This is a genomic window from Halobacteriovorax sp. RT-2-3 (assembly GCF_047085075.1).
GTDB lineage: Bacteria > Bdellovibrionota > Bacteriovoracia > Bacteriovoracales > Bacteriovoracaceae > Halobacteriovorax_A.
Genome location: NZ_JBKIYF010000002.1, coordinates 577,368 through 592,127 on the forward strand (window position 1 = coordinate 577,368; position 14,760 = coordinate 592,127).

Sequence of the window (14,760 nt, forward strand, 5' to 3'; positions counted from 1 at the left end):
ATAATGAAAAGTTACTTAATTTTATCAGTAATACTATTTTCAAATTATATATTTTCAAAAGAACTTGAAAGGCTAAGTCCTTCTCAAAGTTATATCTTAACGAAGAATTTTAATAAAAAATCAAAACCTATCATGGATGCACTAGGCTCTGGAGATATCGTTGGTAATGGATCAGGACTAATCGAACAAAACTTCAGTTTTGCCTACCACAATCTTCAAAGAGCAATCTTTAATTGCCTCTCAAATAAATACGAGTGCCAAATCGACGCCCTAGAAGAAGCAATTTTAAGAGAGATCAATCAGTTATTTATTAATAAGATCTATATGAAAAGACCTCTAATTTTTGTTAGTAAGGAATATGCTGGAGAATTCTTTCATAATAGTGTTGATATGACGGCACGTATTGCAAAAACGGGATTCAGTCAACAAAGTCATATATTTATTAATCTTGAAGAGTCAGAAATTATAGCTAATGACATTCCTGCCATGATTAGTATTCTTATCCACGAATTAGGACACCAGATTGGGATTATTAGTCATAGCTATCTAGATCAACTAGGTACTAAGGTAAGAAATCAATGGGATTCGAATTGGCAATCATTTGAAATAAAGGTCGATGAACTTCCCCTTACACTACGACTATTTTCAAATGCAAAAAGTTTTATAAGCTCAAACTTAAGTTACAGCTACAATGGAAAAGTTGAACGTTTAGATAATCTTATCTACAAGCAATTATCTTGTGGAGATGAAGAAGTTGTTTATGGGTTTAATTTAAATAATGGTCACTGGCAAAGGCCAAATTATCATGGGACAAAGTCAATTTTTAGAATGAACTTTTGGCTAGATACCTATTGTGAGAATCCAACTAATCAAATGAGAATTAAGCAAAATGACTTATCAATTGAATTCATCTTCAAAGATGGAGAGATTCAAGCAAAGGTTTTAATATTCTAAAAAGGATCAATCCCTTCACCATCAATAACAGAAATATTGTAGTTAATACTAGGGGTTCCATCTGATATTGAAGCACTTAAAGAGAAAGTCGAATTCGAATTAGGAGCTTTCAAATCTCCTTCTACTGTACAGACTCCAGTAAATGCACCTTCAAATCCGTAGACCTGCTTCTTTAAACAAGTTAAAGTATTTGTCTCAAGATTAATATTGTGGCTTCGTTGAATTTTGTCTTTCTCAATTAAAATTTGTGCAACTAAACCGTTTTCAACGGCCTGTTTTTCACACGACTTTTCATTTATCGTTAACTTCTTATTGTGAACACTAATATTTGCTTTCCCATCATGGATACTAACAGAATCTATTTTTATATATTTTTCACCAGCGTAAGCAGCAACTGGAATACTTGAATTCAATATGAATTTATAATCACCACATTTTGCTAAGTAACTTTTAAAAGTAATTCCAGGCACTCGCTCGATGATTTTATTAGAGATTATATAATTATCGTCATTAACTCCACTTGCTCTAAGAAGCTCATGAAGAACTAGCCATTTTACATTATCGTTTCTTTCGATATAGTTAATCCAAACTTCTTCATTTAAAGATATCTGACCTTCACTTGCAAAGGCATCAACAATAGAGCCGGTATTATCAATTAACTTTTTTGAAGTAACTTTAATATATTTGACATCTATGACTTCCTTTAAGCTATTTAGAGAAACAAGATCCTTAATCAATTTGGGATGTTTTTTTAGCTCATTGAGAATTTCATTAGCTTCAGAAATAAAGTAGTGGCGAATATTGTCACCACCACCACTGCTTCCGACACCAAGTCGTTGAGTTTGAATTTTATAATTCTGATAAAAATCTTTCTTAATCTCCTTAGGAACTTCTAAAGACGGTATACACTTTACCTGCTCCGCTAACGCAGATTGAACTAAGAATAAAGATGTTACTAAAAATAGACCTTTCATCATATCTCCAAATTTATCACCTTCTAAGTGATACTCATGACTTTTTGAAATAATTACGTTCATTGTCTGTGTCATAGACAATTACTCTTCACATTGAAGCGTATACACATTGTAAGAAGAGGCTCTTACGGAAATCATAAATTCACAACTAGAGTTAGGGGCCCTAAGATCGCCTTGAACAAGACAGTGTCCAAACTCAGACCCAGAGAAACATTCAAGAGTTGTTGAGTCCAAATTAATTGAAAATTCTTGCTCAATTAATTGCTGATCTAATAGAACTCGTGACTTTAAATCTGAAGAGCTAGTTGCAGCGACAGAGAGTGAAATTAAAGAAATTAATAGATAAGTTACTGTTTTCATTTATGCCTCCATTGATATTTATTATTGTGAAGGCTTTATATCTAAATAAATGACACGACTCTATATAAAAGTTATAACTTTATTACTAATTATGTTATAAAATACTAACATATGAATATTTATGATTTTACCGATTACAGAGAATACTTAAGAGAATGTCTTGGCCCAAAGTCTAAGAACTTTACGAGGAAGTCTCTAAGCGACGAGCTTAATTGCCAGCTCTCCTTTATCAATCAGGTACTCACATTTCGCTCTCACTTATCTTTAGAGCATGCAATTAAAACCTCAAATTATCTCCAATTAACAGATGAGGAGAAAGACTATTTTCTTCTTATGGTTCAAAAAGATCGTGCAGGTAGTGTAGAGCTTGAGAGATATTTTCTAGAAAAAATTAATGACATACAAAATAAACGTAAAGAAATTACGAATCGAATAAAGGCCACTAATACACTAACTACTGAAGATCAAATGAAGTACTACTCAAGCTGGTACTATGTTGCAATTCATATCTTAACAGCACTTCCTACATTTAATGGGGCACAAGAGATAGCGACTCATTTAAAGTTAAATATCAAAGTCGTTAAAGATGCACTTGATTTTCTTATCGATAAAAATTTTGTCACGATAGATTCTCATGGAAAACTTGCCATTGGCAGTACGAGAATCCATCTTCCCCAAGGCTCTGACATGCTTCCACGCCATCATGTTAACTGGCGCCAAAAGGCCATGGAGTCAGTCGATCATGTCGGAGAAAATGATCTTCACTATTCAAGCTTACTTGGTATATCACGAAAAGATCTACCAGTGCTAAAAGAGAAAGTTTTAAAACTACTTGAAGAATTTGAAGTTGTTCTAAACGAAACGGGAGAAGAAATCCCTGTTGTCTTCACATTAGACCTTTTTGAGTTATAAAAGTTCCATACTTAACCTTTCTTAAGGTATGGCCGGCCATGCTTCTGTACTAAAATCTTAACAATAACAGAAGGGATTGTGATGGACTTTAGAATTGAAACAGATAGTAATGGAGAAATAAAAGTTGAGTCTTCTCGCTACTGGGGAGCACAAACTCAACGTTCATTAGAGAACTTTAAGATTGGTAAAGATCACTTTACACGAGAAATGATACGAGCATTTGGAATCCTTAAAAAAGGTGCCGCTCTTGCGAACCAAGAACTCGGTAAACTTTCAAAAGAAAAAGCGACTCTTATAATACAGGCAGCGGATGAAGTCATTGCAGGCAAACTCGATGAACACTTCCCTCTGGTTGTTTGGCAAACCGGCTCTGGCACTCAGACAAATATGAATACCAATGAAGTTATTTCAAATCGCGCAATTGAAATTAGTGGAGGTACCATGGGTACCAAATCTCCAATTCATCCCAATGATGATGTCAACAAGTCACAGTCATCAAATGACACCTTCCCTACGGCCATGCATATTGCAGCAATTGAGCAAATCGAAGAACGATTAATTCCATCACTCAATCGCTTAATTAAGACCTTCGAAATTAAATCTGAAGATTTTCAAGACATCGTAAAGATTGGAAGAACACACTTAATGGATGCAACTCCACTTACTTTAGGACAAGAGTTTTCTGGTTACACAGCTCAGCTTAAAGGAGCAAAGAAAGATATACTTCATTCTATCGAAAATTTAAGAGAGCTTGCACTAGGTGGAACGGCCGTTGGAACAGGATTAAATACACATCCTGATTACGCTAAACTTGTAGCACAAAAAATCACTATAATATCAGGTAAGAAATTTGTGACGGCACCAAATAAATTTTCATCCCTTGCAGCACATGATGCGATTGTTGCAGGTTCTGGTGCCATGAGAAGACTTGCAACGGCTTTAATGAAAATTGCAAATGATATTAGGTGGCTTGCCAGTGGTCCGCGCTGTGGGATTGGAGAAATTTCAATTCCATCTAATGAGCCTGGTTCATCTATCATGCCAGGAAAAGTAAACCCCACACAATGTGAGGCGCTAACAATGGTATGCGTACAAGTCCTAGGGAATGATGCTGCAATCGGCTTTGCTGGATCTCAAGGAAACTTTGAGCTTAATGTTTATAAACCAGTTATGATTCATAACTTTCTCCATTCACTTACATTACTTGCTGATTCAATGGATTCTTTTAATGATAATTGCGCAATTGGAATTGAACCAAACCATGAAAATATTGAGAAACATCTAAGAAATTCTCTAATGCTTGTGACGGCTTTAAACCAACATATTGGTTATGATAACGCTGCCAAGGTTGCAAAGAATGCACATGAAAAAGGATTTACTCTTAAGGAATCAGCAATTGAATTAGGGCTTTTAAGTGCTGATGATTTTGATAAATTTGTTGTGCCATCTAAGATGACACAACCTTTATAAAAAATACTACTGTTTATTATAGTGATAAATTGGTGAACCACCGGCTTCACGACATGTCTTGTAGTTTGTGAAAGTGTCTTTAACACTTAGGACAAGCTTTCCGTCGTTATATTCATAATCAAAGATTGATCCATTTGATTCAACACCAAAGTGTTGCTTCTTTAAAATACCTTCCCAAACACCAAGGTTACATTTAACTTTAGTCATTTCAAGTCCACCTTGATACTGACCAGGGCCAACATATTTAAAGTCACCCGAGTTAACTTGAGTACAATTTAGTAAGTACGGTGCCCACTTCGCACTTTTTGCAACTGCTGTCATTTCAGCTTTCTCTTCTTCAACTTTAAGTATCACATTATATCTCATAAAGGCACCACCAAGCTTTAATGTCTCTCCTGTCGTACACTCAATACGATCAAGAAGATATGTCCCTTGAGGGATTGTTGCAAATACTGATGTTACCATTAAAAAGGCTAAAATTGTTTTCATTAGAAACTCCGTTTATTAAAAATGCTTTATTTTATATTGAATACTCATTTTAAAATTTCGTCCAACTTCATTAATATATGAGCCATGTCGACGATATGATTTATCAGTTAAGTTATCAAGTCTTGTCGTAAGCTTCAGTCCTTCAAATACTCCTGAAACAAACTCTTTTGAAGCAAAGACATTGTGAAGTGTATAACCTGATGTTGCCGTTGTTCTCTCAAGTGATGCCGGATTCACTCGATCTTGCCTCATTGCCATAAGCGCATCATAACCAAGCTTTATACCGTATTGATCGAGGTGATAGTTAAATCCAAAAGTATAAGTATTTGCTGGCATATTAGAAAGCCACATCCTTCTTGAATTATCCCAACCAACACTTCGTGAATAACTTGCGGCAAGCTCAAATTGGTCGTAAAGATATTTAAGATCAAATTCTTGACCATAAAGAGTCACTTTATCTCGGTTAACAAATTGGGTCGTTCCATTTTTTCCATCAAAAATGGCATAGTCGATAATTTCTTGATCAATATAATTGTGTGCCTTTGATACATACCCACTTGCCCTAAATGTCAGAAGATCTAAATCAGAGAAAAGTTGTTTCTTAAATTCAGTTCCAAATTCAATTGTATTTGATGTTTCAGGCTTTAAGTCTAAATTAGTCACAAAGTAATTATCTGAAATAAAGAATCCATCTCCCAGGCGGTGCAGTCCTGTTGCATAGACTTCTTGAACATCTGGCGAATTAAAGCCCTGAGAAAAGTTAGAAAAGAAATTAAAACCTTTGTACTCGTAATTTAATAAAATTTTTGACGAAAGGTTATTATCTTTTACATCATCAAAACCAGAATCTTTCGATTCAAGTTTATAATCACTGAAGCGAATCCCAGGTGCAACAGTTAGTCCACCTACCTTATAATTAAGCTGAGCAAATGCAGCGGCTTCAGTTCTTTGTCCATCTGGATAATCAGAAACACTACCTACAGAGCTTTTTCCAGTTACTTTATCAATCGTTGCATCCGTACCAATAACAAGTTTAAGATTTTCTCTAAATTCAATATGATCTTTAAGGCGTGCTCCAAGCGTTTGAATATTACGCTCTTCTTGGCGATTATCACTATCGCGCTCTTGCTTATTAAGCTGGCCAGAATAATAGAGATTTCCTGCGTAAGAGTTATTTGTGTAATTTAATCCTAAGGATTCACGTTTGATTCTTGTCTTGCCATGAAGTGTTGTTAAATCACTTGGTGGATCAAGAGTTGCATTTAATGGCGACTCATCTTCAAGGTCATAAATCTCTCCACTTAACTTTAACTTCTGACCTTTACCAAGATCAAAAGTGAACTTTGAAGAAATATTATAATTTTCAAAAGCTGAATTCTTAAGAGTTGTCTTATCACTTAGCTTAAGATCATTTGAATCTTTATAGCTAGCGCTTATGAGGTAATCACCACCATCCATTAAACCAAAAGTTTTCAATGACTCAGCATTCATATTTGAAGCTTCTTCATATGAGTATTTAACAATACTTCCAGACTTCTCACCGGCCTCTAAATAATCTCGCCCATCTTTCGTAGCAAAAGACATTCCGCCACCAAGACTAATTCCTTGAGAATAATCTGTATTAGATTTAAAGATATCAACTTTCTTTATACTATCTGGATCAACTGCAAGATGCGAGTAATTATGATTCGAAAAATAAAAAGTCTGCTTCACGCCATCAATGTTAACAAAAAGCTTATTGGCCTCAAGGCCACGAACCTGCGGAGTCTCACCAATAGCACGTGGTCCACCTTTAGTTGTAGCACCAGAGGTATTTTTTAAAACATCATCAATGCTTTGAGCAATTTCCTCTTCAAGCTCGTCTGAAGTAATTTCATCTTGAAGACCTAAAGCAGTGCTTTGAGCCTCCTCATAGATTTGCGCCTCGTCGGTAATATATATCGACTCCAAACGATTTACGTCTTGCGCAAAGATAAGTGAATTTGAGAGAAGGCCTAAAAAGACTAGCTTGTATTGGCCATCAAACTTTTTTATCATGTAGGCAAACTATCATATTTGACGTGATTTTTGGAATGGTTTTAGTAAAGAAGTTAGTTTTTACAGTGCGTTAGTCGTGTTACAACAACTCATATTTAATTGGTATTGCTACCTTCAAAATTTCAGACTTTAGGAAGTCTGGCATTTGAGGCAGCTCATCAAGTGCCTCTATTGTCTCAAGGGCAGATTTATCAAGAATTGCGTGGCCACTCCCCTTTTGAATTTGAATATTTGAAAGATTACTTGGATAAGAAACCTCAAAGTAAATATCAACAATTCCTTGTTTTTTTAACATCTTAGCAATTTTTGGATAGCGCTTTTGGGAAAGAATTTGATCTCTAATACTCTTGAGATACCTGGCCTTCTCATTGGCCTGTCCCGTGTTAACGACTTTATTTACCACTGGCGAATTCTCTAGAGACTGCTCTAGCGGCTTCGTTGATATTGGCCTAGCAACCTGCTTAGATCTGGCCTTCTTTTGAATTGTCTTCTTAGGTGATTGGGTAATCTTCTTCAGCTTCACCAAACGTCTAACTTGAATTACTTGGGCAGTATTTCTAGAAAAATGCGTATTAAAAGACTCTGGCTTCAAAGTCGAAGCTGATCCAAATATCAATAGTCCGTGAATTCCTATCGAAATAATTGTCGAATAGAGAAAACGATTCCTGCGCATAGCTCTTATTATCACCAAATAGGACCAAATTCACAAATGCTTTCGTATTCATGAAGTTTTTTCAATAAACATAAAGGAGTCAAAGACTCCTTCACTATTTACTATGCTGCTTTTTTCGTTTCATCTTCATCTTTCTTTTGTTTATTTTGTTTAGACTCACTGGCCTTGATATCATTTGGCCCAATTATATCAAAAGTAGGAACAATTGTTTTTACACGACTTCGATAATCCATGTATCGCGTCCCCCATTGCCTAACAAGATCCCTTTCTTCAACTGAAACGCCTGCGATAATATAGGCAGAGAAAATTCCGCTAAACATAAGATGATCAACTGTCATTTGAGGAGTAAACCACATACCGATAAGTGCACCTGTCATGATTGGGTGGCGATCAAAACTGTACATCCAACTTTCTTGAAAAGGCACACGATGAAGCGGCTTGCCTTGATAATAGTTATAAGTTTGCTCAAGACCAAACAGTTCAAAATGATTTAAAGCAAAGCTTGCAACAAAAAGGTAGGCCCAACCAGCAACACCGATACTCATAATGAGAGTCGAGGCAATTGAGTTTTCAATATTCCACAGAACAACTCCATTTTTAGGCCAAAATAAAATAGCACAATGAAGTGTTATACCCGACATCAGAACATAGAGCGATCTCTCTGCCGCAGCTGGAATATATTGATTAATAAATCTTTTAAAAGTCTGCCTTGCCATTACTGTATGCTGGATCGCAAATAAACTAGTAAGCCCGATGGCAATTGCAAAGGCACTTCCCACAGAGTCTGTTGTATAGTTTACAATTCCATACTGAAAAGGAATTAGCCCCAGCATACTACCAATCCAACCGACAAGCGCAGAAAAGCCTACTAAGTAGCTAATCACTCCGAATGTTAAAACACCTGTTTTGTTCGTCATATTATCCTTCCTATGTTGTTGTGAGTTTCTTCATTATAAATTGAATAACAACACGGAAATAGAGAATCAAAACGGCCAGCGTGATAGACGTAAACACCTAATAGCAGAGCAAGTTAAGTCAAATTAGTAAAAATTAGTTTTTCTAAAAAATCATTTACTCTGCATTTCCCTAAGAACCATTTGTAAAATTCCACCATGAGTATAGTAGTCAACTTCAGCTTGTGCATCGACTCTTAAAATAACATCAAACACTTCAATACTTCCATCATCACGCTTCATTTCTATGCTTAGTTCTTTACGTGGACTGATACCTTCTTCAATACCTTTAATCGTAAATGTTTCTAGACCAGTAATCTTTAAAGTTTTAGCACTTTGACCTTCTTTAAACTGCAGCGGTAGAACTCCCATACAAACGAGATTACTGCGGTGGATTCTTTCATAACTTTCAGCTAAGACGGCCTTTATCCCAAGTAATGTCGTTCCTTTTGCTGCCCAGTCTCGTGAACTTCCCGAGCCATATGCACTACCTGCAATGACAATTAAAGGAATATCATCTTCTTGATAGCGCTTAGAAGCATCATAAATACTCATCTGTTCACGACTTGGTAGATGTGTTGTCCATGGCCCTTCTGTCCCTGGGGCCATATCATTTCTCAATCGAATATTTCCAAAAGTTCCACGAATCATTACTTCGTGATTACCACGGCGTGAACCAAAGCTATTAAAGTCTTTTTGTGAAACACCTTGCTCCATTAAATACTTTCCGGCCGGAGAATCCTTTCCAATTGTTCCGGCAGGTGAGATATGGTCTGTCGTTATAGAATCTCCAAGTAAGCACATGACTCTTGCTTCATTGATATTCTTAAGAGGTGCTACATCTTTTGGTAAATTTACAAAGAAGTCGGGCTCTCTAACGTATGTCGAGTTTGTTTGCCATTCAAATAGATCACCTTTTGGTACGGCCATACTCTTCCACTTATCATCACCTGCAAAAATTCGTCCGTATTCATACTCGTATTGCTCCGAACTTACTGAAGAAGCGATCAAGTCTTGAATTTCACTTGCTGTTGGCCAAATATCTTTTAGAAAAATATCTTTTCCATCTTTATTTTGCCCTATTGCTTCAGTTGATAAGTCACAAAGGAAAGTTCCTGTCAGAGCATAGGCTACACAAAGAGGTGGTGAGGCCAGGTAACTTGCTTTAATTTGGCTATGAACTCGTCCTTCAAAGTTTCGATTACCTGATAAAACAGAAACTACCGCAAGCTCATTCTCATTAATATCTTTTGAAACTTCTTCAGGCAGTGGCCCAGAGTTTCCAATACATGTAGTACAACCATACCCTACTAAGTTAAATCCAAGTTTCTCTAAATATGGAAGTAACCCTGCCTTTTTTAAATAATTTGTAACAACACGAGAACCAGGAGCAAGAGAAGTTTTAACCCAAGGTTTTGTACTAAGACCTGCTTCAACTGCCTTCTTTGCAACAAGTCCTGCGGCAAGCATGACTGAAGGATTTGAAGTATTTGTACAACTAGTTATCGCTGCAATTGCAACATCACCATGTTTAATAACTTTTCCCTCATTTTTTCCAACTTTAAAATTATCATCAAATGATTTACGAGCATCATTAAGATTAACTCTCTGCTGAGGTAGTTTAGGGCCGGCAAGACTTGGAACAACACTACTTAAATCTAAGTCTAAAACTTCAGTAAACTGAGGCTCTCTATCTCCATCATTTCTAAATAGGCCTTGTTCTTTTGTGTACTTTTCAACCAACTCTACTTTATCACCTCGACCTGTCATAACTAAGTAATCGAGAGTCACTTGATCCACTGGGAATAAAGTTGCAGTTGCACCGAATTCTGGTGACATATTTGAAAGAGTGGCTCGATCTGCAATACTTAAACTACTTAGGCCATCTCCGAAAAATTCAACAAACTTCCCAACAACACCGTGTTTACGAAGCATTTCAGTAAGAGTTAGTACTAAATCAGTAGCAGTTGCTCCAGCTGGCAATGTCCCTTTTGTACGAATACCGATAACAATTGGTGCAGGTAAGAACATTGGTTGTCCAAGCATTGCCGCTTCTGCCTCAATTCCACCAACGCCCCAACCAAGTACACCCAATCCATTAATCATTGGAGTATGTGAGTCTGTCCCCACTAGAGTATCAGGGATCGCCCATCCATTCTTACTCTGAACAACATGACCAAGGTGCTCAAGGTTTACCTGATGGCAAATCCCCATACCAGGAGGAACCACTCGAAAATCTTGAAATGCCTGTTGGGCCCAGTTTAAAAGAGCGTAGCGTTCTGCATTTCTCTCATATTCAAGCTCCAAGTTCTTTTCATATGAATCAGCATGCCCGAAATTATCAACTTGGACAGAGTGATCAATAACTAAATCAACTCCAACATATGGATTTACTTTTTTAGGATCTCCCCCTGCTCTGGCCATTGCACTTCTCATTGCGGCCAAATCGACAACGGCCGGGACCCCAGTGAAGTCTTGCATAAGAACTCTTGCAGGCATAAAAGCAAGAGAGGCTTTTTTATCATAGCCACTGCCCCATTTAACGAGAGCTTCAACATCAGTGAGCTTAACATCTTTTCCATCTACTCTTCTTGCAATATTCTCAAGAAGAATTTTAATTGTATGAGGAAGCGTTTCAATATTTACGCCGTACTTTTCACATAGATTCTTTAAACTTATGTAAGATAAGCTTGTATTTTTTAGTTCTAAAACTTTTTCAATTTCTTTGATCTTATTTTCCATAAAAAATCCTTGGTATAGATTTAATTAAGTATATTTAAATATCTTAGTGATAAACTTGGTTATCAAATTAGTTTAAATGGTTTTTTCAATATTTTACTTTTCGGATAATCACTTATGATATTAAATTTTTATAGTTTAATGAATTTACAATTAAATGTTAGAATAAGAATAATTAACTACATTTTATAAAGGGATTAATATGAGCTATGACTTACCTCCACATAATGTTGGTGTAGAAGAGTTTAAAGGAAATAAAATATTCAAAATTTATAAAGTTGATGAAGAAGGCAACGAACTTGAGAAGTATGGTACGATAATGAGTTTCGGCTTAACTAAAGCGAAATACATTCTTGAGCATGTTGATGAAATCAAAAAATTTGTTGATACATTTTCAAAAGAATAAAACAAGGAATTTTAAATGAAAAAAATTATTTTTACCTTAATGCTCACTATGCCTATCTTTGCAGGTGAATGTTATAAATCACTATGCCAAGATGATAAGGTTATGGATGTATTTGGTTGGTCTGGATACGTTGTAAGCTTTGATCAATCAAAAGATATGGTTGAGGTAGAGCTTGCTCATGGGCCAGGTACATACTCATTTCCATATTCAGAACTAGGTAAATCAGTTGAGTGTTTTGAAAAAATTTGCGTAGAAGATAAAGTTATCGACAAGTACAACGAAGTCGATATTGTTCTTGAAATTTATACTCATGGCAAGGCCAGAGTTTACTCACCAGATCGTGATGGTGAGTTTATCATGGATACAAAAACACTAATCAAATACTAGAAAGTGATGTCATTCTGACCAGGCAACTGGTCAGATCACTTAATTTTTCTTAAGTTTCTTACTTTTGACAGAATCATCCTAAAAATTCATCTATCATATTTGCAAATAATAAATTGAATCACTATAGTATTTCTAAATTGACTTAGGGATAAATTAAACTTGTAATACATAGGATAGTAGTATGAAGTACGTTTTATTCCTTGCCATCTTAGCGCAAAGTTATTCATTCGCTTTTTCTCACGAAAGCACTCTAAATAATGAATTAAAATCATTATTTAATGGATTCAAAGAAGACATTATTTTCAATATTAATAAAGAAGTTAAAGAAAATTTTAACAATAAAGAAATTGGCAGTAATTTAAAACTTATGAGTGCCAATATTGCTGAAACAAATATTCTCGACTTCCCAATAGAATTCTATGAAATTACGGATAATAAAATTGTTGTTGGTATTCCAGATTCTAATAAATGGAAATTAAAGCTAAGAGCTCGTTTAAGATACAAAACAAAATGGTTTCGCATGACAAAGCTTATTAAGCTAAATATCAAAGAGCTAAAGTTTAAATACGTTATCAATTATGACAGAGATGAAAATAGTGTTATCAGAGTTAAGTCAATTGATACTATCGACAAGAAATTAAAACTTGACCTTAAAGCTTCAAATGTACTTCTAAACGGTGTACTTGTTGCGACAAAAAAAGTTCTAAAAAAGAAAATCAACAAATCCTTTGATAAATTATTGGCGCAAGGTAGTGAACAATTAAAAACAGTATTCGTACTAAATGAGCGTTTTAGACAAGCAACTCCTGAACGCCTAAAAACTCCTCCACTTTATAGCTTTTCAGACCTAGAGGACACAATTGAAAATATCGAAGACAAAATAGCAGAAAAACATTTAATTAATGGTACTGTTCTCAATTTAATTTATGATCAAAATGATTATATTTCTTGGTTTGATGCTTATGGGCCAAATGGTATTGGAACAAAAGGAAATGTCGTTGGTTTTGGAACTTTTTCAGATGCTGCGATTTGGAATGGTGCCTATCTTGCATCTCAAGCTTTTCGCTATAGTGTTTCTCAAAATGAAAAAGCCTTAAATAATATTAGAATCAATCTTGATGGTATTGGAAATCTATTAGGAGTAAATGGGTTTACTGGTTTACTTTCAAGATCTGCACAACCCCTTAACAGCATGGCCGGTCGTGCTTTGATGGCCAATAGAGACCCTCTAGATTATGAAATCGTCGATTACAAAGGTGAAAAATGGGTAAACCATCACGAGAAGAAAGGTATTACAAGAGATCAATACACAGGAATTATTTTTGGACTTACGATCGTCTATGATCTTATTGAAGACGAAGAGATTAAGACAAAAGCTGCTTCATATTATCGCATGATGCTTGATTATCTTATTCGTAATAATTGGACAATTTCTGAAGACCGTGAAATCAGCATCACTCCTGCAAAAGTAATTGCTCCAACTGTCTGGTTTGGAAGTCCTGAGCAGCAACTTAATATGTTATTGATTGGACAACATATGTTTCCTGGACAATACACACAAGAACTTAACCGCATGTCTGAATTAAGTAAGACTGCTTATATTTTTCATAATATTACAGCAAAAGATAATGTTAATAAGTATTATAAATTCAACTTACTTAATATGCACTTCTACAATTACTTTAGACTTGAAAAGAACCAAGAGCGCCGTGCAGATATGCTTAGAAGCTATAACGTTATTAAGTACAGCACAGGAAATCACGACAACTCTTTCTTTAATTTAATTGAATACTCTTTTAATCCTGATGCGGTTTCGCAAGAGAAGATCACACGAATTCAAGAAAATCTTGTACGCTTCTTAGAACGCTCTCCAAGAAATGTAAGTGTTGTAAAACCACCACTAGAAGACATTGAACTTGTGCAATACCCTGAGTATGGTGGAAAAGGTTTCATGTCTATTTCCGCAGACCCACTTGATATCAGGCATCGCCATCCTGGTGGATCATTCATGTGGCAAAGAGAACCATACACTGTAGGCTATGAAAAAAGAGGTGCTGCTAGAGACGAGAACCCTGGCTACGATATCACTTTAATCTACTGGATGAGTAAGTATTACGGGCTCTAGCTATAAAATAGCATCAACTCCAAAACTTCATTTTCTGTCGGTACCATATAGTGAGACTTCATCCTATCAATAGTGATGAGGTCTCCTTTACTTACTTTAGTAATTTCACCCTCAATATGAATCGCTCCACTTCCTGATGTAATATAAACAACTTCTTTTTGCGGATGCTTATGAGCACGGCCCCTCTTTGAAAAAGAAAGGAAGTTCACTTCACTTACTTGACTAATATCTAACTTAACTAAATGACCAAATGATGTTTCTAACATGACGACTCTCCATGC

The 14,760-nt window shown here is 35.6% G+C and carries 14 protein-coding genes; 6 read left to right on the top strand and 8 right to left on the bottom strand.

Features of this window, described 5'->3' with window-relative positions:
- Positions 1-3: 3 nt before the first annotated feature.
- Positions 4-954: a hypothetical protein gene (locus ACMAYX_RS08595; protein ID WP_412471739.1), complete on the top strand. Its 951-nt coding sequence runs from the start codon at positions 4-6 to the stop codon at positions 952-954.
- Here ACMAYX_RS08595 and ACMAYX_RS08600 read toward each other — a convergent pair.
- Positions 951-2,003 carry a hypothetical protein gene (locus ACMAYX_RS08600; RefSeq protein ID WP_412471738.1) on the bottom strand — a complete coding sequence of 351 codons (1,053 nt, stop codon included), beginning with the start codon at positions 2,001-2,003 and terminating at the stop codon, positions 951-953. The genes ACMAYX_RS08595 and ACMAYX_RS08600 overlap by 4 nt on opposite strands.
- Before the next feature lie 6 nt (positions 2,004-2,009).
- Positions 2,010-2,288: a hypothetical protein gene (locus tag ACMAYX_RS08605; RefSeq protein ID WP_412471258.1), complete on the bottom strand. Its 279-nt coding sequence runs from the start codon at positions 2,286-2,288 to the stop codon at positions 2,010-2,012.
- A 111-nt stretch (positions 2,289-2,399) separates the two neighbouring features.
- Here ACMAYX_RS08605 and ACMAYX_RS08610 point away from each other — a divergent pair, with 111 nt between their 5' ends.
- Positions 2,400-3,200 (top strand): TIGR02147 family protein, encoded by an 801-nt coding sequence (locus tag ACMAYX_RS08610; protein ID WP_412471737.1) that lies wholly within the window; start codon positions 2,400-2,402, stop codon positions 3,198-3,200.
- A gap of 81 nt (positions 3,201-3,281) precedes the next feature.
- Positions 3,282-4,670 carry a class II fumarate hydratase gene (gene fumC / locus ACMAYX_RS08615; protein WP_392993660.1) on the top strand — a complete coding sequence of 463 codons (1,389 nt, stop codon included), beginning with the start codon at positions 3,282-3,284 and terminating at the stop codon, positions 4,668-4,670.
- Between the two features lie 6 nt (positions 4,671-4,676).
- On the opposite strand, the gene ACMAYX_RS08620 is transcribed toward fumC, so the two are convergent.
- The 5 genes from ACMAYX_RS08620 to acnA form a co-directional block, all read right to left on the bottom strand.
- Entirely contained in the window at positions 4,677-5,159 is a 483-nt protein-coding gene (locus ACMAYX_RS08620; protein WP_412471736.1) for a hypothetical protein, read from the bottom strand.
- A 15-nt stretch (positions 5,160-5,174) separates the two neighbouring features.
- Positions 5,175-7,196, bottom strand: coding sequence for a TonB-dependent receptor domain-containing protein (locus tag ACMAYX_RS08625; protein ID WP_412471735.1), 2,022 nt, complete (start codon positions 7,194-7,196; stop codon positions 5,175-5,177).
- A 79-nt stretch (positions 7,197-7,275) separates the two neighbouring features.
- Positions 7,276-7,869, bottom strand: coding sequence for an energy transducer TonB (locus ACMAYX_RS08630; RefSeq protein ID WP_412471261.1), 594 nt, complete (start codon positions 7,867-7,869; stop codon positions 7,276-7,278).
- 101 nt (positions 7,870-7,970) lie between these two features.
- Positions 7,971-8,786 (bottom strand): methyltransferase family protein, encoded by an 816-nt coding sequence (locus ACMAYX_RS08635; protein WP_412471734.1) that lies wholly within the window; start codon positions 8,784-8,786, stop codon positions 7,971-7,973.
- Positions 8,787-8,936: 150 nt separating this feature from the next.
- On the bottom strand, positions 8,937-11,564 hold the full coding sequence (gene acnA, locus ACMAYX_RS08640; RefSeq protein ID WP_412463377.1) for an aconitate hydratase AcnA: 2,628 nt from the start codon (positions 11,562-11,564) through the stop codon (positions 8,937-8,939).
- A 199-nt stretch (positions 11,565-11,763) separates the two neighbouring features.
- On the opposite strand from acnA, the gene ACMAYX_RS08645 reads away from it, so the two are divergent.
- From ACMAYX_RS08645 to ACMAYX_RS08655, 3 genes are all read left to right on the top strand, one after another.
- A complete protein-coding gene (locus ACMAYX_RS08645) occupies positions 11,764-11,967 on the top strand; it encodes a hypothetical protein (RefSeq protein ID WP_412471733.1) in 204 nt (67 codons plus the stop codon).
- Positions 11,968-11,982: 15 nt separating this feature from the next.
- Entirely contained in the window at positions 11,983-12,354 is a 372-nt protein-coding gene (locus ACMAYX_RS08650) for a hypothetical protein (protein WP_392993194.1), read from the top strand.
- A 181-nt stretch (positions 12,355-12,535) separates the two neighbouring features.
- Entirely contained in the window at positions 12,536-14,479 is a 1,944-nt protein-coding gene (locus ACMAYX_RS08655; protein WP_412470305.1) for a hypothetical protein, read from the top strand.
- Here the strand turns inward: ACMAYX_RS08655 and ACMAYX_RS08660 are convergent.
- A complete protein-coding gene (locus ACMAYX_RS08660) occupies positions 14,476-14,745 on the bottom strand; it encodes a cupin domain-containing protein (protein ID WP_103217952.1) in 270 nt (89 codons plus the stop codon). The two genes, ACMAYX_RS08655 and ACMAYX_RS08660, sit on opposite strands and share 4 nt — an antisense overlap.
- Between the last annotated feature and the right edge of the window lie 15 nt (positions 14,746-14,760).

What these genes read in the sequence shown, in the direction of transcription:
- ACMAYX_RS08650 (WP_392993194.1), top strand. Translation starts at nt 11,983, where the DNA reads ATGAAAAAAATTATTTTTACCTTAATGCTCACTATGCCTATCTTTGCA.
- ACMAYX_RS08655 (WP_412470305.1), top strand. Translation starts at nt 12,536, where the DNA reads ATGAAGTACGTTTTATTCCTTGCCATCTTAGCGCAAAGTTATTCATTC.
- fumC (WP_392993660.1), top strand. Translation starts at nt 3,282, where the DNA reads ATGGACTTTAGAATTGAAACAGATAGTAATGGAGAAATAAAAGTTGAG.
- ACMAYX_RS08595 (WP_412471739.1), top strand. Translation starts at nt 4, where the DNA reads ATGAAAAGTTACTTAATTTTATCAGTAATACTATTTTCAAATTATATA.
- ACMAYX_RS08620 (WP_412471736.1), bottom strand. Translation starts at nt 5,159, where the DNA reads ATGAAAACAATTTTAGCCTTTTTAATGGTAACATCAGTATTTGCAACA.
- ACMAYX_RS08625 (WP_412471735.1), bottom strand. Translation starts at nt 7,196, where the DNA reads ATGATAAAAAAGTTTGATGGCCAATACAAGCTAGTCTTTTTAGGCCTT.
- ACMAYX_RS08630 (WP_412471261.1), bottom strand. Translation starts at nt 7,869, where the DNA reads ATGCGCAGGAATCGTTTTCTCTATTCGACAATTATTTCGATAGGAATT.
- ACMAYX_RS08645 (WP_412471733.1), top strand. Translation starts at nt 11,764, where the DNA reads ATGAGCTATGACTTACCTCCACATAATGTTGGTGTAGAAGAGTTTAAA.
- acnA (WP_412463377.1), bottom strand. Translation starts at nt 11,564, where the DNA reads ATGGAAAATAAGATCAAAGAAATTGAAAAAGTTTTAGAACTAAAAAAT.
- ACMAYX_RS08635 (WP_412471734.1), bottom strand. Translation starts at nt 8,786, where the DNA reads ATGACGAACAAAACAGGTGTTTTAACATTCGGAGTGATTAGCTACTTA.
- ACMAYX_RS08610 (WP_412471737.1), top strand. Translation starts at nt 2,400, where the DNA reads ATGAATATTTATGATTTTACCGATTACAGAGAATACTTAAGAGAATGT.
- ACMAYX_RS08605 (WP_412471258.1), bottom strand. Translation starts at nt 2,288, where the DNA reads ATGAAAACAGTAACTTATCTATTAATTTCTTTAATTTCACTCTCTGTC.
- ACMAYX_RS08600 (WP_412471738.1), bottom strand. Translation starts at nt 2,003, where the DNA reads ATGACACAGACAATGAACGTAATTATTTCAAAAAGTCATGAGTATCAC.
- ACMAYX_RS08660 (WP_103217952.1), bottom strand. Translation starts at nt 14,745, where the DNA reads ATGTTAGAAACATCATTTGGTCATTTAGTTAAGTTAGATATTAGTCAA.